This is a genomic window from Pseudomonas sp. Sample_22, from assembly GCF_004307635.1.
Classification (GTDB): domain Bacteria; phylum Pseudomonadota; class Gammaproteobacteria; order Pseudomonadales; family Pseudomonadaceae; genus Aquipseudomonas.
Genome location: NZ_RCNY01000022.1, coordinates 18819 through 44391, shown reverse-complemented (window position 1 = coordinate 44391; position 25573 = coordinate 18819). Strand labels below are relative to the sequence as shown.

Sequence of the window (25573 nt, the reverse complement as noted above, 5' to 3'; positions counted from 1 at the left end):
CCCTGTCCACGTCCAGTCAGGCCTGCGCCGCAGCGCGACCGGCCCCGATTGTTTTGGTTTGTACAACGCTGTCCTGCTCGACCGGCAGAATCAGGTGATCGGGTACGCTGCCATGCCACTTTTTCGCACACACGTAATACACGGCTGCGGGCAGCACCAGACCGATGATCCAGGAAATATCCACATCACCCAGAGCGGCCACCAGTGGGCCGGTGTAGAACTTGGTGGCGATGAACGGCAGCTGCACCAGCACACCGAAAACATAGACGCTGATACCGAGGGCGTTCCAACGGCCGTAGCGCCCGTTCGGATCGGCCAGCGCCGGCACGTCGTAGCGCTCGCGGGTGATGCAGTAGTAGTCCACCAGATTGATCGCGCTCCATGGCGTGAAGAACGCCAGCAGGAACAGGATGAAGGACTTGAACGCACCGAGGAACGAGTGCTGGCCGAGCAACGCCATCAGGGTCGCGGCACCGACGATGGCCAGTACGAAGACCAGACGCTGCAGGCGCGTGACCTTCAGTTCGCCACGGAAACCGCTGATGATGGTCGCGATGCACATGAAGCTGCCGTAGGAGTTCAGTGTGGAAATGGTGACCTTGCCGAACGCGATGCTGAAGTACAGCAGCGCAGCGGTGGCACCGGTACCGCCCAGCCCCACGATGTAGGCCACTTCGTGACCGGCGAATTGGCCGTTGGCCGAAGCCACGGCAAACACCCCGAGAACCATTGCCACCTGGGCACCAATGACCGAACCCGCACCGGCGGCAAAAAAGGTTTTCACCGAGGAAACCTTGCTTGGCAGGTAGCGCGAATAGTCAGCCACGTAGGGGCCGAAGGCGATTTGCCAGGACGCCGCGAGCGACACCGCGAGCAAGAAGCTGCTCCAGCTGAAGTGGCGGATTTGCAACAGGGCGCCAACGTCAACCTGGCTCACCAGACGGCTGAACAGATAAACAAAGGCAATCACGCCAATGACACTGGCGACTCGACCGATCCAATGGATCACCCGATAACCGAGCACCGTCACCAGCACGATGACACTGGCGAAGATGAGAATACCGACGGTGTCGCTGACCCCAAACAACTGGCCCAGCGCCTGGCCGGATAACACGGTTCCCGTTGCGGTGAACCCCAGGTACATCAGGCACACCAGCACGATCGGGATGGCCGCACCGTAGACCCCGAACTGTACCCGGCTCGAGATCATCTGCGGCAAGCCAAGCTTCGGACCTTGCGCGGCATGCAGCGCCATCACGCCGCCACCGAGTACTTGACCGATCAACAGCCCGATCAACGACCAGAACACGTCACCGCCCAGCACCACGGCCAAGGCTCCGGTAACAATCGCGGTGATTTGCAGGTTGGCCCCCATCCACAGGGTGAACTGGCTGAACAGACGACCGTGTCTTTCCGCTTCCGGGATGTAGTCGATCGAACGTTTCTCGATCAACGGTTTGCTGCCTGCACGTTCGCTGTTAACAGCCATGGTTCAACCTCTGTGGATTGTTATTGGAATTCATTCGGTCCCTGTAGGAGCTGAGCTTGCTCGCGATGGCGGTGTATCTGATGCACCACGTTATCGTTCATCGCGAGCAAGCTTTGCTCCTACGGGCAAGCGTTACTTGCCGGTAATCATCGGCAGGTTCAGCCCTTGTTCCTTGGCGCAATCGATGGCGATCTGGTAACCGGCATCGGCGTGACGCATGACGCCAGTGGCCGGGTCGTTGTGCAGCACGCGTGCGATACGGTCGGCCGCTTCATCAGTACCGTCGCAGACAATCACCATGCCCGAATGCTGGGAGAAGCCCATGCCGACGCCGCCGCCGTGGTGCAGCGAAACCCAGGTCGCGCCGCTCGCGGTGTTGAGCAAGGCGTTGAGCAGCGGCCAGTCGGACACGGCGTCGGAGCCGTCCTGCATCGATTCGGTTTCGCGGTTCGGGCTGGCGACCGAACCGGAGTCCAGGTGGTCGCGACCGATCACGATCGGTGCCGACAGCTCGCCGCTGCGCACCATTTCGTTGAACGCCAGACCGAGCTTGGCGCGCAGGCCCAGGCCAACCCAGCAGATACGCGCTGGGAGCCCCTGGAAGCTGATGCGCTCGCGGGCCATGTCCAGCCAGTTGTGCAGGTGAGCGTCGTCCGGGATCAGTTCTTTTACTTTGGCGTCGGTCTTGTAGATGTCTTCAGCGTTGCCCGACAGCGCAGCCCAGCGGAACGGGCCGATGCCGCGGCAGAACAGCGGACGGATGTAGGCCGGTACGAAGCCCGGGAAGTCGAATGCGTTTTCCACACCTTCTTCCTGCGCCATCTGACGGATGTTGTTGCCATAGTCGAAGGTCGGCACGCCCATTTTCTGGAAGTCCAGCATCGCCTTGACGTGAACGGCCATCGATTGCTTGGCGGCTTTGATTACAGCGGCAGGCTCGGTCTTGGCGCGCTCGCGGTATTGATCCCAGGTCCAGCCGGCCGGCAGGTAGCCGTTGAGCGGGTCGTGGGCGCTGGTCTGGTCGGTGACCATGTCCGGACGCACGCCACGCTTGACCAGTTCCGGCAGGATTTCCGCCGCGTTGCCCAGCAGCGCGATGGAGATTGCCTTGCCTTCGGCGGTGTACTTGGCGATACGGGCCAGTGCGTCGTCGAGGTCAGTGGCTTGCTCGTCGACATAACGGCTTTTCAGGCGGAAATCGATGCTGACCTGCTGGCATTCGATGTTCAGCGAGCAAGCACCGGCCAGGGTTGCAGCCAGAGGCTGGGCGCCCCCCATGCCACCCAGGCCAGCGGTCAGTACCCACTTGCCTTTCAGGTCATCGTTGTAGTGTTGGCGACCGGCTTCGACGAAGGTTTCGTATGTGCCCTGAACGATGCCCTGGCTGCCGATGTAGATCCAGCTGCCGGCGGTCATCTGGCCATACATGGCCAGGCCTTTGGCGTCGAGTTCGTTGAAGTGTTCCCAGCTCGCCCAGTGCGGCACGAGGTTGGAGTTGGCGATCAGCACGCGCGGGGCATTGGCGTGAGTCTTGAACACGCCGACCGGCTTGCCGGATTGCACCAGCAGGGTCTCGTCATCGTTCAGGTTGGTCAGGCTTTCAACGATCTTGTCGTAGCATTCCCAGTTACGTGCCGCACGACCGATGCCACCGTAAACCACCAGTTCTTTCGGGTTCTCGGCGACTTCCGGGTCGAGGTTGTTCATCAGCATGCGCAGCGGCGCTTCGGTCAGCCAGCTCTTGGCGGTCAGCGTGTTACCGCGGGCAGCGCGGATTTCAACGTCACGAAATTTAGTCACGAACAGAACTCCTCAGCAATCAATCCAAAACCAACCCAGGCAGTGGGCGAGCAAGCCGATGAGCATCAGTGCACACCGGCGAATCAGTGGACGACGGTTGAGTCTCCGTGACTCATACGCATACGTCTTTACTTGTACATACAAGCATATGCAATCAAGCGGCCAACTTGCTGGATGTGTGTTCAAGAAAAATCCTGAATCGGCCTGGAAAGCCTGTAGATCAAGGGGTCTGAGGAAGATGAAATTTTTCGCAGGGCTTTGTGGCAGGAGAGAGGGCTTGTTACTTGAGCGAGGTTTTGCGCCACGCTGGGGCGTTAGGTAACAAGTTGGTGCGCAGTTTCGAATCAGATGATCGTTCCCACGCTCTGCGTGGTAACGCCATCATGGACGCTCCGCGTCCGCTTCTTGCGACTGTGACGCGGAGCGTCACGGGATGCGTTCCCACGCAGAGCATGGGAACGATCAGTAACGATTCAATCGAGATCGGTCAGATGTACCCGACTAGTTGAATTGACGACTGCTACGCAGCCAAGCGGGAGCAAGCTCCCTCGCCACAGAGAGGCTCATTGGCCGGGGAATCAGCGTGTGGTCAGTTCGATCACGCAACATGGGCCGTTGACGGAGATTTCCAGCAGGCCGGTGTTACCGTCCAGTTGCAGGCAATCATGCCGATCCAGTTGCGAAGCGCTGTTACCGACCTTCACTTCCAGTGCTTCGCTGATGCTGAACACCAACACCGTGCCCGCCTCGCTGAAAAACCGCTGCTCACCACTCAACCACTGCAACCGTGCGCCATAACGCTGCGGTGCGTAGATCAGGTTGAAATCGCGAATCGGCCCACCGAGCAATGTGCAGGAAACCTTGCTCTCTCCGCTGAAGGCAAACGGGTCCAGCGGTAACAACGACCGCGTGTGCTGACCGTCAACCGATAAGGTCATGCCGTCACCCTGCAACACGGTGATGATTCGCTCATAACCGGCGAAGGTGGAAAACCCGCCTGACTCGCCAATGTCGGCAATCGACAGGCGCCAGCCAAACCCGTCCAGACCGGTGCCGGCATCACGGGTAATTTCTTCGGTGCTGCCGCCGCCGTTTTTCCACGGCATGCGCGGGTAATCGACTGCGCGTAAAACTTTCAGACTGCTCATTTATGGAACCGACCTTCCAGACGATGACGGGAACCGGGGTGGATCAAACGGGCAGCGGTCACCGGCTGACGGCCGGACCAGGTGCGGCGACGGATCAGCAGGCACGGCTCGCCCTTTTCAATCTGCAGCAATTTGCATTCGGACGGCTCGGCCAGGATCGCCTCGACCACGTGTTCGCCTTCAGTCAGCGGCGCGACCTGATTCAGATAGGCATAAGGCGTTTGCAGGGTGAAGTCCTGCTTGAGGTAGTCCGGGGCCACCAGTGCGTTGACGAAACGGTCTTCGATTTGCACCGGAATATCGTTTTCGAAATGCACGATCAGCGAGTGGAACACCTTCTGCCCTTCACGCATGTCCAGGGCCAGGGCGCGCTCGGAACCGGCAGCCTCTTCTTCAAGCGTGATGACCTTGCAGGTGTGGCGATGACCGCGAGAGGCGATTTCGTCGGCGATGTTGTGCACTTCAAACAGCGCGGACTGGCTTTTAGGTTCGGCGACGAACGTACCCACGCCTTGCATACGCACCAGCAGACCGTCGGCGGTCATCTCGCGCAAGGCGCGATTGATGGTCATGCGGCTGAAACCCAGCTGGCTGACCAGCTCGCTTTCCGACGGCACGCGATAGTGCGGCGGCCAGTTTCCACTGTCGATTTGCTGGGTGATCATTTGTTTGACGCGGGCGTACAAGGGCGCCGGACTGTCGCCCATGTTCGCGGCCAACGGAGAGACTGGAGGCGGAGTCGGCACGGTTAATCCTTGGTCGTTTAGTGAATATCGCTAGCTTGCCGGAGTTTACCGGGCAGGCAAACGTCTGTATATGTATATACAAATAACACACGATGGGGTGCTGAACCATGTCCGCCTTCTTTGCCGAACGCGCGCTGCTGCCTAGTGGATGGGCCAACAATGTACGTCTTGAGGTCAGCGCCGACGGCGTATTGACCCATATCCAGGCCAATTCCCATGCAGATGGCGCCGAACGGTTGAGTGGTCCGCTGCTGCCCGGCATGCCGAATCTTCACTCTCACGCCTTCCAGCGGGCCATGGCCGGGCTGGCGGAAGTGGCGGGTAATCCGAACGACAGTTTCTGGACCTGGCGCGACTTGATGTACCGCCTCGTCGGAAAAATCAGCCCGGAGCAACTCGGGGTCATCGCCCGTCAGCTGTACATCGAGATGCTCAAGGCCGGCTACACATCGGTGGCGGAATTTCATTACGTACACCACGACACCAGTGGCCAGCCTTATGCCGACCCTGCCGAGCTGGCCCAGCGCATCAGCCAGGCGGCCAGTTCGGCGGGAATTGGTTTGACCCTGCTGCCGGTGCTCTACAGCCATGCTGGTTTCGGCGGTCAGACACCCAATGAAGGTCAGCGCCGTTTCATCAACAGCACTGAAAACTACCTCAAGCTGCAGTCGCGATTGCAGCCCATACTGGCGCAGCAAAAGGCGCAGACACTCGGTTTGTGCTTCCACTCGCTACGTGCGGTCACGCCACAGCAGATCAGCGAAGTGCTGGCGGCCAGCGACCAGCACTGCCCGGTGCACATCCACATCGCCGAACAACAGAAGGAAGTCGACGATTGCCTGAGCTGGAGCGGTCGACGTCCGGTGCAATGGCTTTATGAGCATGTCGACGTCGATCAGCGCTGGTGCCTGGTTCACGCCACCCACGTCAATCCCGAAGAAGTCTCGTCGATGGCCAAGAGCCGGGCCATTGCCGGTCTGTGCCTGACCACCGAGGCCAACCTGGGCGACGGGATCTTCCCGGCAGTGGACTTCCTCGCCCAGGGCGGCCGCATGGGTATCGGTTCCGACAGTCATGTATCGCTGAGCGTGGTGGAAGAATTGCGTTGGCTGGAATATGGCCAACGTCTGCGCGACCAGCGGCGCAACCGCTTGTATGGCGCCAAGCAACCGATGGTCGGGCGCACGCTGTTCGATGCGGCGCTCGATGGCGGCGCGCAGGCGCTGGGTCAACCGATTGGTGCGCTGGAGGTGGGCAAGCGTGCGGATTGGCTGGTGCTGGACGGCAACGACCCGTATCTGGCAACGGCCAGTGGCGACGGGATCTTGAATCGCTGGTTGTTTGCCGGTGGCGATCGGCAGGTGCGGGATGTGCTGGTCAATGGCCAGTGGGTTGTGCGTGACGGGCGGCATGAGGGCGAAGAGGAAAGCAACCGGGCATTCACCCAAGTCCTGCGCGATTTGTTGGGTTAACCCCCGCTGATCATTCCCACGCTCTGCGTGGGAATGATCAGTAGCGCAGTGATCAGTTCGAGGTCTTGGCCATCTGCGTATCCGACGCTCGCCAGATCAGTCGCGTGGTGTCGTAGCCCTGCTGGCGTGCCTTGCTCAGCAGTTCTTCACGCACCACACCGTTCACGGTCGGTGTGCGTGACAGGAGCCACAAATAGCGACGGCTTGGGTCACCGACAATGGCTGTCTTGTAGTCATCGCTGACATACAGCACCCAGTATTCGCCCTTCGCCACACCCGGAATCAGCCTCGAAAACCAGGTATCGAACTCGACCCACAACTTGTCGGTTTTACCCGGCACCTGTGGATAAGCCGTGCCCTTGACCTCTTCCCATTGCCACTGCGCCGTCAGGCAGCGGTTCAGCACCGCGACGTTGCCATCGGGCAACAGCGTGTAATGGGCTTCGGATTGCGCGCAATCGCGCTGGAAATACATCGGCAGACGGGCCAACTCGTACCAGGTGCCCTGGTAACGCTTGAGGTTGACGCTGTTGGCTGTCTTGGGCGCCAACGGATCCTGGCCAGAAGTGGCACAACCGGCCAATACCAGGCCGGCAAAAAGCATCATCAATAACCGCTTCATTGTTTTTCTCCCGTGGGCACTTCGCCCCGGTTTACTTCAGGCCTTGGCCGGAAAACATCAACACTTTGTCACCGGCGAATTGCACGCTGATAAAGCTGTTCTTGTCGCCCCATGTGCAACTGGACATGCCGAGTGCGCCGGAGCAATCGGCGGGTTTGCCCAACAGGGTTTCAACTTCGGCCTTGGCCATGCCGGCCGAGAGCTTCGAGTAGTTTTCCTGATTGACTTTGCTGCACGCAACCAACAACACGCAGAACGAAAGCAGGGCGATGGATCGCAGCGACATGTGAACTCCAGAGGCGGTGGGGAATGGCATGACTGCCAAACTGAACCTTAGAAGAGAAAACCCTAATCTGGTTCCCTGAGCGACCGGCTATTTGTTGGGCCGCTCGTCTACCTCTACCCGGCAAATCAGCCACTTTGCATGGCGATCGAGTATTTCGTCGGTTTTGCGCACATTCGCCTAATCTTTGGCGCCGCCCAGTCGACACAAATGCAACGCAAAGCCACGCCTGTGGCCATTGCCCCTCCTTTGTTGACCAGATTCCCTGCGGTAGCTCATCCAATGACCCGAAACATGAAGTTCAGCCACAAGATCTTGTTGGCTGCCGCCCTCGTGGTGGCCGTCGCATTCGCTTGTTTCATCCTGTTCAACGACTATCGCCAACGGCAGACCTTGCGCAGCAGCACCGAAGCATCGATGCAGGAACTCGGCAGCCTGACCACCAGCAACATCCAGACCTGGCTGGAAAGCCGCATGCAGTTGCTGCAATCGATGGCCCAGCAAGTCACTGCCGATGGCAATGCCCCGGCCAGCCTGAAACGCATCATCGACCTGCCCGCCTACACTGGTAATTTCCAGCTGAGTTACTTCGGTGGTGCCGACGGTGTGATGTTCTCGGTTCCGGCAGGCAACCGAGCAGCTGATTACGACCCACGGGCCCGTGGCTGGTACAAGGCTGCCAACAGTGCGCAACAGACCATCGTCACCGAACCGTACATCGCCGCTTCGTCCGGCAAACTGGTGATTACCGTTGCAACGCCGGTACAGCGCCAAGGCCAGATGATCGGCGTGGCCGGCGCCGATATCGACCTGTCCAGCGTCAGTGCGATCATCAACTCGCTGAACTTCGGCGGTCACGGACATGCCTTCATCGTCGGCGCTGACGGCAAGATCCTGATCCACCCGGACAGCAAGCTGGTACTCAAGAACCTGAGCGAGGCTTACCCCAACGGTGCGCCAAAGGTCAGCCCCGGCATGAAAGAGGTCGAGATCGATGGCAAGCGCCAGTTCATCTCGTTTACTCACGTCAACGGGGTGCCGTCGGCCGATTGGTACGTGGCACTGGTGCTCGACCAGGACACCGCGTTCTCGATGCTTAGCGAATTCCGCACCTCGGCCATCATTGCCATGGTGATTGCGGTGGTGATCATCATTGCATTGCTGGGCATGCTGATCAGCCTGCTGATGCAACCGCTGCTGACCATGGGCCGCGCCATGCACGACATCGCCGAGGGCGAAGGTGACTTGACCAAACGCCTGACCATTCATGGCCACGACGAATTCGGCGCGCTGGGGCTGTCGTTCAACCGCTTCGTCGAGCGCATTCACACCTCGATCATCGAAGTGTCCTCGGCCACCGGTCAGGTCAACGAAGTCGCCCTGCGCGTTGTCGCAGCTTCCAATTCGTCGATGTACAACTCCGACCAGCAAGCCTCGCGCACCAGCAGCGTGGCCGCGGCGATCAATCAGCTTGGCGCCGCCGCCCAGGAAATCGCCCAGAACGCTGCCCTCGCCTCGCAGCATTCGAGCGATGCCCGCAGCCTGGCCGAAGACGGCCAGCAAGTGGTGGATAAAACCATTGCGGCGATGCAGCAGCTCTCGGCGAAGATCAGCGATTCGTGCGGCAACATCGAGACGCTCAACAGCAATACGGTGAACATCGGACAGATTCTGGAAGTGATCACCAGCATCTCCCAGCAGACCAACCTGCTGGCGCTTAACGCGGCCATCGAAGCAGCGCGGGCCGGTGAGGCCGGACGCGGTTTCGCAGTGGTCGCCGACGAAGTGCGCAACCTGGCCCATCGCACCCAGGATTCCGCGCAGCAAGTGCAGACCATGATCGAAGAACTGCAAGTCGGCGCCCGCGCGGCCGTGGGCATCATGACCGACAGTCAGCGCCAGAGCGAAAGCAGCGTCGGCATCGCCAACCAGGCCGGTGAGCGGCTGGGGAGCGTGACCCAGCGCATCGGCGAAATCGACGGCATGAACCAGTCCGTCGCCACGGCGACCGAAGAGCAAACGGCTGTGGTGGAATCGATCAACGTCGACATCACCGAGATCAACACGCTGAACCAGGAAGGTGTAGAGAACCTGCAGGCGACCTTGCGCGCGTGTGCCGATCTTGAGCAGCAGGCGGCACGGTTGAAGCAGTTGGTGGGGAGTTTCAGGATCTAAGGTGCCCACACCGGCCCTTTCGCTGGCAAGCCAGCTCCCACAATGTTTTGCAGCGGACACAATTTTTGTGTACGACGCAAAACCCTGTGGGAGCTGGCTTGCCAGCGATGGCGGCCTCAGCAGTAACGAAAAACTAGAATCGTGAACCCGGCTTGGAGAGAAACGCCAACTCCTCAGGCGTAGACTCCCTTCCCAACACCGCATTGCGATGCGGAAACCGCCCAAACTGCGCGATCACTTTCTGATGCTTCTGGGCGTAGTCCAGGTAATCGGCAAACAGCGCCTGGTCACTTTCCGGCTGTTGCGCCACCAACTCGATGTACCGCGAGACACCTTCGTTCTGCACCGCGAGGTTTTCGCTGTGCTCGAACACCAGATAGATGAACACCCGCTGAATCGGCGGCAATTGCCGATCGAAGTCCGCCGCAATGCCTTGGGCAACGAGTTGCTGTGCCCGGGAATCGCCGGAAAACGCTTTGGGAGAATCGCGAAAGATCATTCGCGGCAGTTGATCGAGCAACAGCACCAGGGCCAGCCAACCTTCGGGACGTTGCGTCCACTCGGTCAATCCACCGGTCAATGCCTGCTCGACCCAGTCCCCGAAACGCTCGCGCGCTTCGAGGTCCTGGCTGTCACGCTTGCCGAACCACAACTTGCCCTTCTGTGCCGCCACTTGCTTGGCTGATTCAGACGTTCCGAACCACCATTCGAGCAACGGCTGCCAGGGCGCAGTCATGATTTACTCCTTGTGGTAAGCCGTGACGCGGGCCACTTCTTCTTTCGAACCGAGGAACACCGCTACGCGCTGGTGCAGGCCTTCCGGCTGAATGTCGAGGATGCGCTGGTGACCGTCGGTGGAGGCGCCACCCGCTTGTTCCACGAGGAACGACATCGGGTTGGCTTCGTACATCAGGCGCAGCTTGCCCGGCTTCGACGGCTCGCGGCTGTCACGTGGGTACATGAACAAACCGCCACGGGTCAGGATGCGATGCACATCGGCCACCATCGCGGCCACCCAGCGCATGTTGTAGTTCTTTTTCAGCGGGCCTTCATCGCCTGCCAGCAATTCGCCGACGTAGCGCTGCACCGGTGCTTCCCAGTGACGCTGGTTGGAGGCGTTGATGGCAAATTCCTGGGTGGCTTCCGGAATGGTGATGTTTTCGTGAGTCAGTACGAAGCTGCCCATTTCACGGTCCAGGGTGAAGCCTTTGACGCCGTCGCCCAGGGTCAGGATCAGCATGGTCTGGGGACCGTAGATCGCGTAACCGGCGGCCACTTGCTGGGTACCTGGCTGCAGGAAGGCTTTTTCGTTCAGGGGTTCGTTCTGGCTCAGGTATTCGTTCGGGCAACGCAGTACCGAGAAGATCGTGCCGACCGGGGCGTTGATGTCGATGTTCGAAGAGCCGTCCAGCGGGTCGAATACCAACAGGTAGGCGCCTTTCGGGTATTTGCCCGGGATCTGGTAGGCGTTGTCCATTTCTTCGGACGCCATGCCGGCCAGGTGACCGCCCCATTCATTGGCCTCGAGCAGGATCTCGTTGGAGATCACGTCGAGCTTTTTCTGCACTTCGCCCTGGACGTTTTCAGTGCCCATGCTGCCCAGAACGCCGCCGAGGGCGCCTTTGGACACGGCGTGGTTGATTTCCTTGCAAGCACGCGCCACCACTTCGATCAGGAAGCGCAGATCGGCAGGAGTGTTGTTGCTACGGGTCTGCTCAATCAAATAGCGACTCAAGGTAACGCGGGACATGGAAGGCTCCGGAGGAATGGGGGGGCTAAAAACCCGCGCAGTTTAACGCGAGTCGGGGCGCATTTCCTCCTATCAGACGTGATCGGCTGAAGAGAGTTCATGCTCCGGGTTTAGCGTAGTAGGAAACGGCTTAGATATGAGGCGTCGACGGGCGCCAATTTCGATATTCATGCAGGAGCCCGCCTGCTCGCGATCGGGTGCCAAGCAACCGGTTTCAGGGCTTGACCGGTGGTTTGCGCAACAGGCTGAACGCCATCGCCGCCAGGAACAATACGCTGAGCAACAGCACCGCCCACAGGCCGAATTTCTTCCAGTCGGTGCCCACCACTGCCGGCCCTGGCGTAGCCGAAGGCGTAACCACAACCCCGGCATCCACCGCTGCCTTGCCCAATGTCGCCAGTTTCGCCGCGTTGAAGTCCGGTATCAGGGTCGACAATGGCAGGTTTGCCGCCTTCACCGTCGAGTTGCCCAGCGCCAGCGTATAAGGCCCCGGCCCTCGCGCCAGAAAGACCAGGTGCGTCGCCCGCACGGCGAACTTTATTACCGGCACCTGCGCCCCCAATCCACCGCCGCGCTCGTCCACGGTCAGCTTCAATTGCTGCACGGTCTGCCCCGACAATTGCAACTGATCCTGAACCACATCCTGACTGCCCTGGGTCAGGCGATAAAGCAGACCGTTGCTCAGAGGTTGCCACGGCAGGCTACCATCGCGACGACCGGACAACGTGACCGGCGCCAGACTGTTGGCCTGGCTCAGTTCGACCTGCACTCGCTCGACGCTGACGCTCATCGGCAATTGCCAGGTGTACTCGCCGGCCTTCACGCTGCTGCCGGCCAACGCTTGCGACCAGACCAACGGCAACGGCAGACTGCGGCTGCTTTGCAGTTGCGCCGACGTCAGGGTCGGCGCCAATTGCGGTGCCTCCCACAGCAATCGCAAGTAGCGCGCCGACTGCCCGGGCAGAGCGACTTCGTGTTGCTCGACTCGCTCATCGGCAAAAGTCAGCCGCGCGACCTGCCCTTCTCCCCATGACTGCCAATGCTGCAAATCGTCACTGGCCTCGATGGTAAAACGCTGGAAGCCATCGCGCTCGCTGGTCCAGTCAAGAACCAACTGCTGCAACGGCGCCTTGATGGCACTGGCGTCGAGCAGCCAGCCGCGCAACGCTTCCTCGCCCGCCTCCAACTGAGTGGAGGGCTGCACTTCGACCAACGCGCCGTTGGCAGTCGATTGCACGCGCACGCTCGGCGCATGCTCGGTGGCGTCTACCGAGTTGTACAGCGGGAACCATTTGACGTCGGTCAGCGTGCGGCCGTCTTCAGCTTGCGGGGTGGCCCGCGCCAGCGCGTAGGCCTGTGGTTCGCCATTGGCATTGAACACGCGCACATCGCTCAGGTCGGTTTGCCGGGCATTCAGTTGCACGGCCAAGGGCAGCTCAAGTCGATACCACGGCCCCTCACCGCTGACGGACAACGGCACTTGTGTGGTGAAGTCTGCGAGTTTTTCCTGGGCGCCAGCCGAGAGCGCCATCCCCATGGCTACCACGCCCAACCAGCACAGGTTCAGCTTCTGACTCAAGACGACACTCCTCCAGTTTGCGGGGCCGGTTTCTCGGCATCCTCCGCAGCCTCGGCACGCTTGGGCGGCAACGGGGCAAAGTAGCCCACCACCAGCAGCAACACGCCAACGCCAATAAACGACACGATCCGCGCCAGCCCGCCACGGTTACTCAATTCGACAAAGAACAGTTTCGCCACAACCACGCCGATCAGCGCCGCGCCGATCAGCCAGACTTCACGGCGATGCCGCAAATGGCCGCCGATCATCAGGCTCAGGGCGATCATCGTCCAAATGATCGACAGGCCGGCCTGCACCCGCATGGATTCAAGCAACGCATCGAGCTGGAACGGCACCCCGCCCCAATGGTGGGCCGCACGCATCACCAGTGCAGTAAAGAACACGAACAACGAGACGCCAGCGATCAGCTGTGTGGCGCGGGCGACGTAGTCCTTGTTGAACTGCAGTTGCGTCAGCGCGTTGCGTGACCAGACGTAAGCGCCGAACAGCGCAAACAACAAACCCAGCTCCAGCGGATTGATCAGCGGTACGTAGGGCAGCGGCTCAGCCATGCCGTCACTGACAGCGTTGGCCAACCAGAACCAGCCGAGCATCAACAAGGCCAAGGGCGCGGCGGCATACACACGGTATTCGCGCGCATGGTCCGACATCGGCCACGGCCACTGTCGGGGCGCGGCCACCAGCACCAGATACAGGCTTGGCAGAATCGCCCAACCCAACCAGCGCCAGGCGTTGTACTGCTCGGACAGCAGCAAAAGTCCGTAACGCAATTCCAGGGCCAGTACGCCGATCAGCAGCCAGCAACCGAGCACATGGGCGACACTGAGCACCCGCGCTGGCAGCATCGGAGCCAGGCGACGCAGCGAAATGAAATGCACAACAAACAGTGCCGTCCACGCCAGCCACCCAAAATTAACCGCCGGGTGAAAACGCGGATGCCACGCGGCGAGCAAAACCACACCGGCAGCTGGGATCAGCAACGTGCAAAGCAAACCCAGTGACGTCCAATTCAGACGCAAGGCCAACACAGCCCACAACGTTGCGCTCAATAGTGCGACCGCCAGCAGCAACGTCACTTGCAGGTCAAGCGGAGCAAACCGCAGCACTTCGCTGACCCACGCCAGCGACCACCAACCCGCGCCCCAAATCAGCGACGCCTGAGACAAACGTTGCAGAGTCAGCCCGTCAAACACCGTGACGGCGTTGCCGGTTTGCAAGCGCCAGGCCCCGACCAGCCCTGTCAGGCCGAGTAGCAGCGGCGTCCAGAATCCACCGTGGGCCATGGGGCGCAAGTCTTCATAGAACGAGGGCGCGGCGACCAGGAACAACATGCCCCCAAGCCACTGAACGGCCATGGCGCTGAACACAAACGTGCACGACGGCAGACGCAGGCCGACAAACAACGTGATCAACCCGGCCAGCGCCCAACTGATCGTCGTGCCTTCGGCGAAGAAAAACAGCGGCGCCAGCAGATAGATGAACGACAGGCCAAGACAGGCCAACAGCGGTACGCCTTTGCGTTCCCACGGTGAAGTCTGCCCGGGCAGTGCTTTATGCAATGAGTAGAAACTGAACAACAACGCGACGCCAAGCAACAGCGCGCCCAAGGGCGCACCTTCAAGCAGACTATTCTCACCCGCGCCCAGCTCGCTGAGAAACGTCAGTGCCGAGCCCAATTGCAGCAGTAAGGCGAATGCTCGGGCCAACGGTCGTTGCTGACGCAGACCCAGCCAGAAAATCCCTGCGCCCTCTACGGCCCAGGCTGCTGTTGTCCAGCGCGCATCGAGCCCCAGTGGAATCGCCAGGCTGGTGAAAATCACACCCAGGGCAAGACAGGTTTCTGCCAGCAGCAACGTTCGGCCGCCAAACAGCAGACGGGCCAATCCCATGTAGATGATGCCCAGCGCCAAGGCACTGAACGCGGCGGCGAATTCCAGGTGTTGCACCAAGGCGAACTGCAAGCCGAAGCCCACCAGCGGCGGACCGAATAGCAAGGTACCGTCGACATAGTCGCCCTTGCGTGCCGACCACTGCAGTAGAGCCTCACGGCCACCGCCCTCGGGCGCGTCGCCGAGCTCGAGTAACTTGCGGCGGGCGAACAGCAGACCGATGGCCAAGTACATCAGGAAGAACAGAATCAGAAACGGCTCGGTGCTCCACAACAGTTCCGGCGTGTAGGTGCGCGCACCCCAGGCGAAACCAATGCCGAAAGTGCCGACAAAGCCGATCACGTTCAGCGTTCGCCAGGCCTTGAACCAGGCGATGGCCAGGATGCCGGCATTGAGCAAGGCAAAATAGCTGAACAACGCGACGTGGCTACCGCTACCGGTAGACGCCAGGATCGGCGCGGCAAAACCGCCCAATGCCGCCGCACAGGCCAGCCCCAAGGAGTCCTGGGTGATGGCCAGAATCGCCGAAAACACGGTGACCGCCACCAGCAGCCCGAACGCCGCCGAAGGGTCGAGCAGCGGATGCAATCGCATCGCTGCAAACACCGTCAGATACAGCACCGCAACCCCGGCGCCTTGCAACATCAAAGCATAATTGTTGTTACGACGCCGCAGCCACCATCCAAGGCCAAGCAGCCCCAATGCCGCCGCCGCGACACCGGCATAACGCAGCTCGATCGGCACCACCATGCCTTCAGTTGCGTAGCGCAGCAGGAACGCCAGACCGAGAAACAACAGCACCACGCCCACTCGCAGTACGGTGTTGCCACCGAACAGCCATGCTCGAGCGCCATTGATAGCGCGTTCGATGAAATTGGGGCCGCGAGGTGGGGCCGGTTGTTGCGAATCGCGAACGTCCGGCGCAGGTTTCCAGGCATCAAATGATGGTGCGGGATGGTTTACGGTGGCGGCCGCGGTGCTGAGGGGTTCGAGTTCGGGCGGAAGCTCCCAGACCAGCTCAACAGGGGGATGCGCGACCGCAGAGTCGGGGATGGGGTCGGTTTCGCTGATGACAGGCGCAGTGACTTCGGGGGCTTTGGCGCCAGACACCTCCAACACCGCCAGCCGTTGCTCGACGGCATGCAACGCAACTTGAGCCTGCTCCAACAAAAGGCGTTGCGAGTCGGCCTGCGAAGCCAGACGGCCAACTCGAATCGCCTGGCCGATTGCCAAGCCAAGCAGCGCGCCCAGCAGTGCATCGCTGAACGACTCGTCGAGTATCCAGCCCAGCACCAGGCCAATCAGCGTCAACATCCATTGCATGGTCGATATCCTTGAGCGCAATCCAGAAAGATTAGCGTAGCCACGGCCAAAAGATCGCAGCCTTCGGCAGCACCTGCAAAAACGCTTTAATTCGCGATTTTGCAGGTGCTGCCGAAGGCTGCGATCTTTTGCGGCGCGTCAGTATATCGATCCGACCGAAGACTTACTCCAGCGCTTTCCAGATATCCGTGGCGTACTCGCGAATCGTCCGGTCAGACGAGAACCAGCCCATCCGCGAGGTGTTCAACACCGCCGAACGCCACCACTCCTTGGAATCGTGCCAATGGGCTTCGACCCGCATCTGCGCGTTCCAGTAGGAATCGAAATCGGCGCAGACCAGGAAACGGTCGTAATCCACCAGCGAATCGATCAGCCCGCTGTACCGCGACGGATCATCCGGCGAGAACACCCCGCTACGAATCGCTTGCAGCACATCGTTGAGCCGGTGAGACGCAGCGATGTCCGGCACTGCACTGAACTCGTGGTTTTGCTTGCGCGCTTCCACCTGCTGCGCGCTGAGCCCGAAGATGAACATATGCTCGGCGCCGATGCGCTCGCACATCTCCACGTTGGCGCCGTCCAGCGTGCCGATGGTCAGCGCACCGTTGAGACCGAATTTCATGTTGCTGGTGCCCGACGCCTCGAAACCGGCGGTGGAGATCTGTTCGGACAAGTCAGCCGCCGGAATGATGCTCTCGGCGAGGCTGACGTTGTAATTGGGCAGGAACACTACTTTGAGCAAGCCACGCACGGTCGGATCGTTGTTCACCACCCGGGCGATGTCGTTGGTCAGCTTGATGATCAGCTTGGCCTGGTGATAACTGGCCGCCGCCTTACCGGCGAAGATCTTCACCCGCGGTACCCAATCGATTTCCGGCTCGGCGCGAATTGCCTGGTACAACGCCACGGTGTGCAGCAGGTTGAGCAACTGGCGCTTGTACTCGTGGATCCGTTTGACCTGCACATCGAACATCGCCGCCGGGTTGACCGCCACGCCCAGCCGTTCGTGAATGAGATACGCCAGGGCTTTTTTGCTGTGCAAACGCTGCTCGGCAAACGCCTTGCGGAACGCGGTTTTTTCGGCGAACGGCTCAAGATCGAGCAATCGCGCTTCGGGGTTATCCAGCAGATCCGGGCCGAGTGCATCGACCAGCATCGAGGTCAGCTCGGAGTTGGCCTGATAGAGCCAGCGGCGGAAGGTAATGCCGTTGGTTTTGTTGTTGATCCGCTCCGGGTAGAGCTTGTGCAGCTCGGAGAACACCGTTTTGCGCATCAGTTGCGTGTGCAAACCGGACACGCCATTGACGCTGTGGGAGCCCAGGAACGCCAGATTGCCCATGCGTACCCGGCGGCCATTGTCTTCTTCGATCAGCGACACCGCGCGCAGCACGTCGAAATCGTGAATGCCTTTGGCGCGCAACGAATCGATGTGCTGGGCATTGATCAGGTAAATGATCTGCATGTGACGTGGCAGCATGCGTTCCATCAACCCCACCGGCCAGGTTTCCAGCGCTTCGGGCAGAAGCGTGTGATTGGTGTAGGACAGCGTGTCGACCGTAACCTGCCAGGCGGCATCCCAGGCCACGTCGTAGACGTCGACCAATTGGCGCATCAACTCGGCAACGGCAATCGATGGGTGCGTGTCATTGAGCTGGATCGCCGCGTGATCCCCCAGGGTCAGTACCGAGGTGTGCATGTTGCGATGGCGACGCAGCAAGTCCTGCAATGATGCCGCGACAAAGAAGTATTCCTGACGCAGACGCAGTTCCTGGCCGGCTTCGGTGCTGTCCGCCGGATACAGCACGCGGGAGATACTCTCGGCGCGGGCCACTTCGGCCACTGCGCCAAGGTGGTCACCGGCGTTGAAACGCTCAAGGTGCAAGTCTTCCATGGCCCGTGCGCGCCACAGTCGCAGGGTGTTCACGCTCGCTCCTCGCCAGCCGACCACGGGTGTGTCGTAGGCAATGGCCCGCACGGTTTCCGCCGGGTGCCAGACTTGCTTGGACTTGCCACTTTCATCGGTCACGGTCTCGACGCTGCCACCAAAACCGATCGGATATACCACCTCCGGACGCTCGAACTCCCAAGGGTTGCCGAAATCCAGCCAGTGTTCGGTTTGCTCCTGCTGCCAGCCGTCGACAATCGCCTGACGGAACAGGCCGTGTTCATAGCGAATGCCGTAGCCATGACCGGCGATGCCCAGGGTCGACATGCTTTCCATGAAGCACGCCGCCAGACGACCGAGGCCCCCGTTGCCCAGCGCGGCATCGGGCTCCAGCAGGCGGATGCGCTCGAGGTCGACGCCAAGTTCGGTCAGGGCCTCGCGCGCGACGTCGAGCAGGCCAAGGTTGCTCAGGCTGTCGTAGAGCAAGCGACCGATGAGAAATTCCAGGGAGAGGTAGTAAACGCGCTTCTGACCTTTGCGATAAATCTGACGCGTGTGGTCCATCCAGTGCTCGACCATGTGATCACGCGCTGCAAGGGCAATGGCTTCGAACCAGTCGTGGTCGAAGGCGTGATCCGGGTCTTTGCCCACCGCATAGGTGAGTTTGGTCAAGACGGCGTCGCGGAATGCGGCCACCTCTGCTTCGCGAACAAGTGGTTCTTGAGTCATCGATAGGACCTCGAGCGAGCGTTGAGTTGTCTGAGCCTAGACGGTCTGACAGGTGGTAGAGGCTCTGGTTCGGCAGTTTTTCCCGCAAGTGCGAAACAGATCGGCAATACATTGTCGTGTACCGGAATCAATGCAGGGGCCGTGCCGGATTAGCGGTTCGCCGCACGCCGATGAAAAAATCTGGCGAAAGGTTGTTCAAAAATCCACCAGTCCCGGTATGATCGCGCGCCCTGATGCACACGCTGGTAACAACCGATGATGAAGCCCAACCTGATCGCCGCCGCGGAGATCGACCGACTCGATACCTGGGCAAAATATTCTGCCCCCATGTGCGGTTCGTGCATATCCAGCTGCTGCACCCTGCCGGTCGAGGTCAAGATCAAGGATCTGATCCGTATCGGCGTGGTCGATGAGTTCGAGATGGGTGATCCGCCGAAGAACATCGCCAAGCGCCTGCAAAAGGAAGGTCTGGTCGAGCGTTTTAACCAGAAGTCGGGAATCTTCACCCTCCAGCGCATGAGCAACAACGATTGCCTGTACCTGGATCGCAAGAGCCGTCTGTGCACTATTTATGAAAAGCGCCCGGATACCTGCCGCAACCACCCGAAAATCGGCCCGCGGCCAGGGTATTGCGCGTACAAGCCCAAGGAAGTGGTGCGCGAACAGAATTCGCGGTCGATCGAGCGGTTCTGATAGTTCCTGATTTTTTTGGCGGCTGATCGGCCGCCATCGCTGGCAAGCCAGCTCCCACAGTGATTGTTGTCGTACACAAATTTCATGTACGACTCAAATCGTGTGGGAGCTGGCTTGCCAGCGATGGGGCCAGCAAAACACCACACATATCCCGGACAAACAAAAACGCCCCCGGCCTTTCGACCGGGGGCGTTTTCGTCAAGCCGGGCTAAATGTTATGCCTTGGCTTTCTTGGCAGCGCGGGTACGCTCGCTTTCGTCCAGGATCTTCTTGCGAAGACGGATGGACTTAGGCGTCACTTCACACAGCTCGTCGTCCTGGATGAATTCCAGAGCCTGTTCCAGGGTGAAGCGAACAGGTGGAACCAGAGCGATGGTTTCGTCTTTACCCGAAGCACGCATGTTGTCGAGCTTCTTGCCCTTGGTAGGGTTAACGCCCAGGTCGTTGTCACGGCTGTTCAGACCAACGATCTGACCGTTGTAGATTTCCTGACCGTGTTCTACGAACAGCTTGCCACGTGCCTGCAGGGTTTCCAGGGAGTAGGTCAGCGCCTTGCCGGTTTCAACCGAAACCAGAACGCCGTTCTGACGACCGGACATGTCGCCGGACTTCATCACGTCGTAACGGTCGAAGATCGAAGTCAGGATGCCAGCACCGTTGGTCAGGGTCAGGAACTGGTTACGGAAACCGATCAGACCACGAGCAGGGATGTTGTATTCCAGACGTACACGGCCCTTGCCATCCGGCACCATGTTGGTCAGGTCGCCTTTACGCAGGCCCATCTCTTCCATCACCTTGCCCTGGGATTCTTCCGGCAGGTCGATGGTGACGTTTTCGAACGGTTCGTGCTTCACGCCGTCAACCAGACGGATGATCACTTCCGGACGGCCTACAGCCATTTCGAAGCCTTCGCGACGCATGGTTTCGATCAGTACCGAGAGGTGCAGTTCGCCACGGCCGGAAACCTTGAACTTGTCAGCCGAGTCGCCTTCTTCAACGCGCAGTGCAACGTTGTACAACAGCTCTTTGTCCAGACGTTCCTTGATGTTACGGGAAGTCACGAACTTGCCTTCTTTACCGCAGAATGGCGAGTCGTTTACCTGGAAGGTCATGGAAACGGTTGGCTCGTCGACGGTCAACGGCTTCATCGCTTCAACGGTGTCCGGGTGGCACAGGGTGTCGGAGATGAACAGCGAGTCCATACCGCTGATGCACACGATGTCGCCTGCAGCAGCTTCTTCAACGTCTACACGGTGCAGACCGTGGTGACCCATCAGCTTCAGGATACGACCGTTACGCTTCTTGCCGTCGGCGCCGATAGCAACAACCGGGGAGTTCGGCTTGATGCGACCACGAGCGATACGGCCAACACCGATAACACCCAGGAAGCTGTTGTAGTCCAGTGCGGAGATCTGCATCTGGAACGGACCGTCACGGTCAACAGCCGGCGCCGGTACGTTGTCGACGATCGACTGGTACAGCGGGGTCATGTCTTCAGCCATTTCGTTGTGGTCCAGACCGGCAATACCGTTCAGGGCCGAGGCGTAGACGACTTTGAAGTCCAGCTGTTCTTCGGTGGCACCCAGGTTGTCGAACAGATCGAAGATCTGGTCCAGAACCCAGTCCGGACGCGCGCCTGGACGGTCAACCTTGTTGATGCACACGATCGGACGCAGGCCGGCTTCGAAAGCCTTCTTGGTCACGAAACGGGTTTGCGGCATAGGGCCGTCTTGAGCGTCAACCAGCAGCAGAACGGAGTCAACCATCGACATTACGCGTTCAACTTCGCCGCCGAAGTCGGCGTGGCCCGGGGTGTCCACGATGTTGATGTGGTAGCCGTTCCAGTTGATGGCGGTGTTTTTCGCCAGAATGGTAATACCGCGCTCTTTTTCCTGGTCGTTGGAGTCCATCACGCGCTCGTCGTTGAGCTCGTTGCGCTCCAGAGTGCCGGATTGACGCAAGAGTTTGTCTACCAGGGTGGTCTTACCATGGTCAACGTGAGCAATGATGGCGATGTTGCGTAGATTTTCGATCACTTGTGTATCTCGATCAGAGGATTCGGTGCGCTGACAAGTCTTGGCAGCGATTTACAGTAGAGTCAGGCCTTGCCGTTACAGCTTGACGGCGGCGTCGGGGGGCCGGTGACGCAAGCCACAGGCAAACAGCCCCGGGCACTTAGCTCGGTCGATAAACGCGCACATTGGCATGCCCCTCACTGAGCAAATGGTGGGCATGCAGGCGACTCATCACGCCTTTGTCGCAATAAAGCAGGTACTGGCGAGTAGGGTCCAGTTCCTTGAAACGAGCGTTCAGTGCATAAAACGGCATCGTTTGTACCTCGATGCCAGCGAGATCCAGCGGGTCGTCTTCAGCGGCGTCCGGGTGACGGATATCGATGACGATCTGACCGGCCAGCGCTTCGCTGACTTCTTCAATTTGCAAATCCTGGCCCAATTCATCGATCACGCGATCGATCGGCACCAGTTTGGCGTTTTCGAGCGCTCGCTCGAGTACCGCCATATCGAATTCTTTCTCTTCATGCTCGACGCGATGGCGCTTGGCTGCGGTCTTCGGGTTGACCGAGATGACGCCGCAGTATTCCGGCATGTGCCGGGCGAAATCGGCGGTGCCGATTTCGTTGGCCAGATCGATGATGTCCTGCTTGTGGCTGGCGATGAGCGGTCGCAAGACGAGCTTGTCGGTCACGCAGTCGATCACGCTCAGGTTCGGCAATGTCTGGCTCGATACCTGGGAGATCGCCTCGCCGGTCACCAGCGCATCAATGTGCAGTCGATCGGCAATTTGGGACGAAGCGCGCAACATCATACGCTTCAATACTACGCCCATATGACTGTTATCGACTTTGCCGAGAATTTCTCCCAGCACTTCCTCGAACGGCACACTGACAAATAACACGCGTTGGGAGCTGCCGTACTTCTTCCAGATGAAATGCGCGACTTCCATGACGCCCAGTTCGTGGGCACGCCCGCCCAGATTAAAGAAGCAGAAGTGGGCCATCAGGCCGCGTCGCATGATCTGGTAAGCCGCAACGGTGGAGTCGAAGCCACCGGACATCAGCACCAGCGTCTGCTCCAACGCGCCCAGCGGATAACCGCCGATGCCGTTGTGCTGGCTGTGGATCACAAACAACCGTTGGTCGCGAACTTCGATGCGAACTTCGATTTCAGGCTTTTTCAGGTCGATTCCGGCGGCACCACACTGACGACGCAACTGGCTGCCGACGTATTTCTCGATGTCGATCGAGCTGAACGGGTGCTTGCCCGCGCGCTTGCAACGCACCGAAAAAATCTTCCCGGCCAGCGCATCGCCGTAGTGCTGCTTGCACTTTTCAACGATGTCGTCGAAATCCCCCAGCGGGTACTCGTCGATTTGCAGGAAGTGTGCGATGCCCGGCATGCAGCTCAGGCGCTCGCCCATCTCTTTCAGGGCCTTGGGGTCGCTGACGCGGGTTTCCAGCTCGAGGTTGTCCCACACGCCGTTCACCACCACAGCCGGGTCCAGATCGCGGAGCACGGCACGGATGTTCTTGGCCAATTGGCGGATGAAACGCATCCGTACCGGGCGGCTCTTGATGGTGATCTCGGGGAAGACTTTTACGATTAATTTCATGGAAACAGCGCGCGCAGGGCCTGCCGAAAAAGGGGGGCGCGGATTATAGCGGAAATTGCTCAAGGTTTAACCAGTTAATGTGCAGAAGGTTTTGCCCGCACCAAAAGAGGTCATTTTTAGCTTTAGGCGCCACATTGTAGGGCGATAATTTGTTCTTTCAGGCGCCTTGCACCTTTATAAGCGTGAATTTGGGGCAAAAAACCCATGGTGGGGCACTGGCATGCAATTTGCTCCCTTGTGAGGCAGGTTGCCTTGGCAGAGTATTCGCGCCGGCATCACAAACATTTAAGGGCATCCACTACCAGCCCTAAGCCACCCGGAGGACACTATGTCGAAGTCGGTTCAACTCATCAAAGATCATGACGTCAAGTGGATTGATCTGCGCTTCACAGACACCAAAGGCACTCAGCACCACGTGACCATGCCGGCTCGCGATGCGCTGGATGAAGACTTCTTCGAAGTCGGCAAGATGTTCGACGGCTCTTCCATCTCTGGCTGGAAAGGCATCGAAGCCTCCGACATGATCCTGATGCCGGACGACTCCACCGCCGTTCTCGACCCGTTCACCGAAGAGCCGACCCTGATCCTGGTCTGCGACATCATCGAACCTTCGAGCATGCAAGGCTACGATCGCGACCCACGTGCGATCGCCAAGCGCGCTGAAGAGCACCTGAAAGCCACCGGTATCGGCGACACCGTATTCGCCGGTCCAGAGCCAGAGTTCTTCATCTTCGACCAAGTGAAGTTCAAGTCCGACATTTCCGGCTCCATGTTCAAGATCTACTCCGAACAAGGTTCCTGGATGTCCGACCAGGACATCGAAGGCGGTAACAAGGGCCACCGTCCTGGCGTCAAAGGCGGCTACTTCCCGGTTCCACCGTTCGACCACGACCACGAAATCCGTACCTCCATGTGCAACGCACTGGAAGAAATGGGCCTGACCGTCGAAGTTCACCACCACGAAGTGGCAACTGCCGGCCAGAACGAAATCGGCGTCAAGTTCAACACCCTGGTGAAGAAAGCCGACGAAACCCAAACCCTGAAGTACGTTGTGCACAACGTTGCTGACGCCTACGGCCGTACCGCTACCTTCATGCCTAAGCCTCTGTACGGCGACAACGGCTCGGGCATGCACGTACACATGTCCATCTGGAAGGATGGCAAGAACACCTTCGCAGGCGAAGGCTATGCCGGTCTGTCCGACACCGCTCTGTACTTCATTGGCGGCATCATCAAGCACGGTAAGGCCCTGAACGGCTTCACCAACCCGGCGACCAACTCCTACAAGCGTCTGGTACCAGGTTTCGAAGCCCCGGTAATGCTGGCCTACTCGGCCCGTAACCGTTCCGCTTCGATCCGTATTCCTTACGTGTCGAGCCCTAAAGCCCGTCGTATCGAAGCACGCTTCCCGGATCCGGCTGCCAACCCGTACCTGGCTTTCGCAGCACTGCTGATGGCTGGCCTGGACGGCATCCAGAACAAGATCCACCCTGGCGATGCAGCTGACAAAAACCTGTACGACCTGCCGCCTGAAGAGGCGAAAGAGATCCCACAAGTTTGCGGCAGCCTGAAAGAAGCCCTGGAAGAGCTGGACAAAGGTCGTGCGTTCCTGACCAAAGGCGGCGTTTTCTCCGACGACTTCATCGACGCTTACATCGCTCTGAAAAGCGAAGAAGAAATCAAGGTCCGCACCTTCGTACACCCACTGGAATACGAGCTGTACTACAGCTGCTGATCCGGTAGCGCCTGCGCAAGCGGTGTGACTAAAAAGAGGCCTCCTTCGGGAGGCCTCTTTTTTTTGGTCATTTTCCGACAGCGGTTATCCCCTTCTCCTCGGACATTCACAGCATCGTCCGGCATCAATCCGCTCAAGTTGTTCGTAGCCTGCTCCGTCTTGCCCGAACTCAACGGATAAAACAATGAAGACCTACCTGCTGACTCCCCTGCTCGCCACCTTGACCACTGCATTGCTGGGCTGCAGCCCGGCATCGCAACCGGCAGGCATCGAACGGAAAATTCTCCTGCAAAGCAGCACCTCCTGGGACAACACCCCCTACACTCGCTACCCCGCAGCCGCCCCTGAACTGACACTGCTCAAACTCAAGATACCGGCCAACACTGAACTCGACTGGCATACTCATCCAATCCCCAACGCGGCCTACATTCTCGCGGGCGAGTTGACGGTTGAGGGCAAGGACAATGGCTTGGTCCAGCACTTCAAACAGGGCGAGGCGCTGGCTGAAATGGTCGACACCACGCATCGTGGAAAAACCGGTGACAAGCCGGTAGAACTCATTGTGTTCTATGCTGGCAGCCAAGGAATTCCATTGTCGGAGTAATTCTCGCTGCCCACAGGGAGG

The 25573-nt window shown here is 59.5% G+C and carries 18 protein-coding genes; 5 read left to right on the top strand and 13 right to left on the bottom strand.

Annotation, left to right across the window (positions count from 1 at the left end):
• Positions 1–16 precede the first annotated feature (16 nt).
• The 4 genes from D8U73_RS05260 to hutC form a co-directional block, all read right to left on the bottom strand.
• Positions 17–1489 carry a cytosine permease gene (locus D8U73_RS05260; RefSeq protein ID WP_130903884.1) on the bottom strand — a complete coding sequence of 491 codons (1473 nt, stop codon included), beginning with the start codon at positions 1487–1489 and terminating at the stop codon, positions 17–19.
• A gap of 132 nt (positions 1490–1621) precedes the next feature.
• Positions 1622–3289 (bottom strand): urocanate hydratase, encoded by a 1668-nt coding sequence (gene hutU, locus D8U73_RS05255; RefSeq protein ID WP_130903883.1) that lies wholly within the window; start codon positions 3287–3289, stop codon positions 1622–1624.
• 578 nt (positions 3290–3867) lie between these two features.
• Positions 3868–4437 carry a HutD family protein gene (locus D8U73_RS05245; protein WP_130903882.1) on the bottom strand — a complete coding sequence of 190 codons (570 nt, stop codon included), beginning with the start codon at positions 4435–4437 and terminating at the stop codon, positions 3868–3870.
• Positions 4434–5144, bottom strand: a complete 711-nt coding sequence (gene hutC, locus D8U73_RS05240) for a histidine utilization repressor (protein WP_162135916.1) — start codon at positions 5142–5144, stop codon at positions 4434–4436. The genes D8U73_RS05245 and hutC overlap by 4 nt, the downstream gene beginning before the upstream one ends.
• A gap of 146 nt (positions 5145–5290) precedes the next feature.
• Here hutC and D8U73_RS05235 point away from each other — a divergent pair, with 146 nt between their 5' ends.
• Entirely contained in the window at positions 5291–6655 is a 1365-nt protein-coding gene (locus D8U73_RS05235) for a formimidoylglutamate deiminase (RefSeq protein ID WP_130903881.1), read from the top strand.
• 52 nt (positions 6656–6707) lie between these two features.
• Here the strand turns inward: D8U73_RS05235 and D8U73_RS05230 are convergent, their stop codons facing one another.
• Positions 6708–7277, bottom strand: a complete 570-nt coding sequence (locus D8U73_RS05230; protein ID WP_056852223.1) for a lipocalin family protein — start codon at positions 7275–7277, stop codon at positions 6708–6710.
• A 31-nt stretch (positions 7278–7308) separates the two neighbouring features.
• Positions 7309–7563 carry a hypothetical protein gene (locus D8U73_RS05225; protein ID WP_130903880.1) on the bottom strand — a complete coding sequence of 85 codons (255 nt, stop codon included), beginning with the start codon at positions 7561–7563 and terminating at the stop codon, positions 7309–7311.
• A gap of 279 nt (positions 7564–7842) precedes the next feature.
• Here D8U73_RS05225 and D8U73_RS05220 point away from each other — a divergent pair, with 279 nt between their 5' ends.
• Positions 7843–9735 (top strand): methyl-accepting chemotaxis protein, encoded by a 1893-nt coding sequence (locus D8U73_RS05220; RefSeq protein WP_201783970.1) that lies wholly within the window; start codon positions 7843–7845, stop codon positions 9733–9735.
• A 133-nt stretch (positions 9736–9868) separates the two neighbouring features.
• Here the strand turns inward: D8U73_RS05220 and D8U73_RS05215 are convergent, their stop codons facing one another.
• The 5 genes from D8U73_RS05215 to D8U73_RS05195 form a co-directional block, all read right to left on the bottom strand.
• A complete protein-coding gene (locus D8U73_RS05215; RefSeq protein ID WP_056852221.1) occupies positions 9869–10471 on the bottom strand; it encodes a DUF924 family protein in 603 nt (200 codons plus the stop codon).
• Positions 10472–10474: 3 nt separating this feature from the next.
• Positions 10475–11485, bottom strand: coding sequence for a class 1 fructose-bisphosphatase (locus D8U73_RS05210; RefSeq protein ID WP_015093094.1), 1011 nt, complete (start codon positions 11483–11485; stop codon positions 10475–10477).
• Between the two features lie 214 nt (positions 11486–11699).
• Positions 11700–13064 (bottom strand): DUF3999 domain-containing protein, encoded by a 1365-nt coding sequence (locus D8U73_RS05205; RefSeq protein ID WP_130903879.1) that lies wholly within the window; start codon positions 13062–13064, stop codon positions 11700–11702.
• Positions 13061–16276, bottom strand: coding sequence for a DUF2339 domain-containing protein (locus D8U73_RS05200; protein ID WP_130903878.1), 3216 nt, complete (start codon positions 16274–16276; stop codon positions 13061–13063). The genes D8U73_RS05205 and D8U73_RS05200 overlap by 4 nt, the downstream gene beginning before the upstream one ends.
• A 163-nt stretch (positions 16277–16439) precedes the next feature.
• Positions 16440–18890, bottom strand: coding sequence for a glycogen/starch/alpha-glucan phosphorylase (locus tag D8U73_RS05195; protein WP_056852218.1), 2451 nt, complete (start codon positions 18888–18890; stop codon positions 16440–16442).
• A gap of 255 nt (positions 18891–19145) precedes the next feature.
• Here D8U73_RS05195 and D8U73_RS05190 point away from each other — a divergent pair, with 255 nt between their 5' ends.
• On the top strand, positions 19146–19583 hold the full coding sequence (locus D8U73_RS05190) for a YkgJ family cysteine cluster protein (RefSeq protein WP_056852217.1): 438 nt from the start codon (positions 19146–19148) through the stop codon (positions 19581–19583).
• 215 nt (positions 19584–19798) lie between these two features.
• On the opposite strand, the gene typA is transcribed toward D8U73_RS05190, so the two are convergent.
• Both typA and thiI read right to left on the bottom strand, forming a co-directional pair.
• Entirely contained in the window at positions 19799–21619 is a 1821-nt protein-coding gene (typA, locus tag D8U73_RS05185) for a translational GTPase TypA (protein ID WP_046815270.1), read from the bottom strand.
• Positions 21620–21758: 139 nt separating this feature from the next.
• Positions 21759–23213 (bottom strand): tRNA uracil 4-sulfurtransferase ThiI, encoded by a 1455-nt coding sequence (thiI, locus tag D8U73_RS05180; RefSeq protein ID WP_056852216.1) that lies wholly within the window; start codon positions 23211–23213, stop codon positions 21759–21761.
• Between the two features lie 328 nt (positions 23214–23541).
• Between thiI and glnA the strand changes: the two genes are divergently transcribed.
• Complete coding sequence (gene glnA, locus D8U73_RS05170) at positions 23542–24948, top strand: type I glutamate--ammonia ligase (RefSeq protein ID WP_056852215.1); 1407 nt, start codon at positions 23542–23544, stop codon at positions 24946–24948.
• A 184-nt stretch (positions 24949–25132) separates the two neighbouring features.
• Complete coding sequence (locus tag D8U73_RS05165) at positions 25133–25552, top strand: cupin domain-containing protein (protein ID WP_056852214.1); 420 nt, start codon at positions 25133–25135, stop codon at positions 25550–25552.
• The last annotated feature ends 21 nt before the right edge of the window (positions 25553–25573 follow it).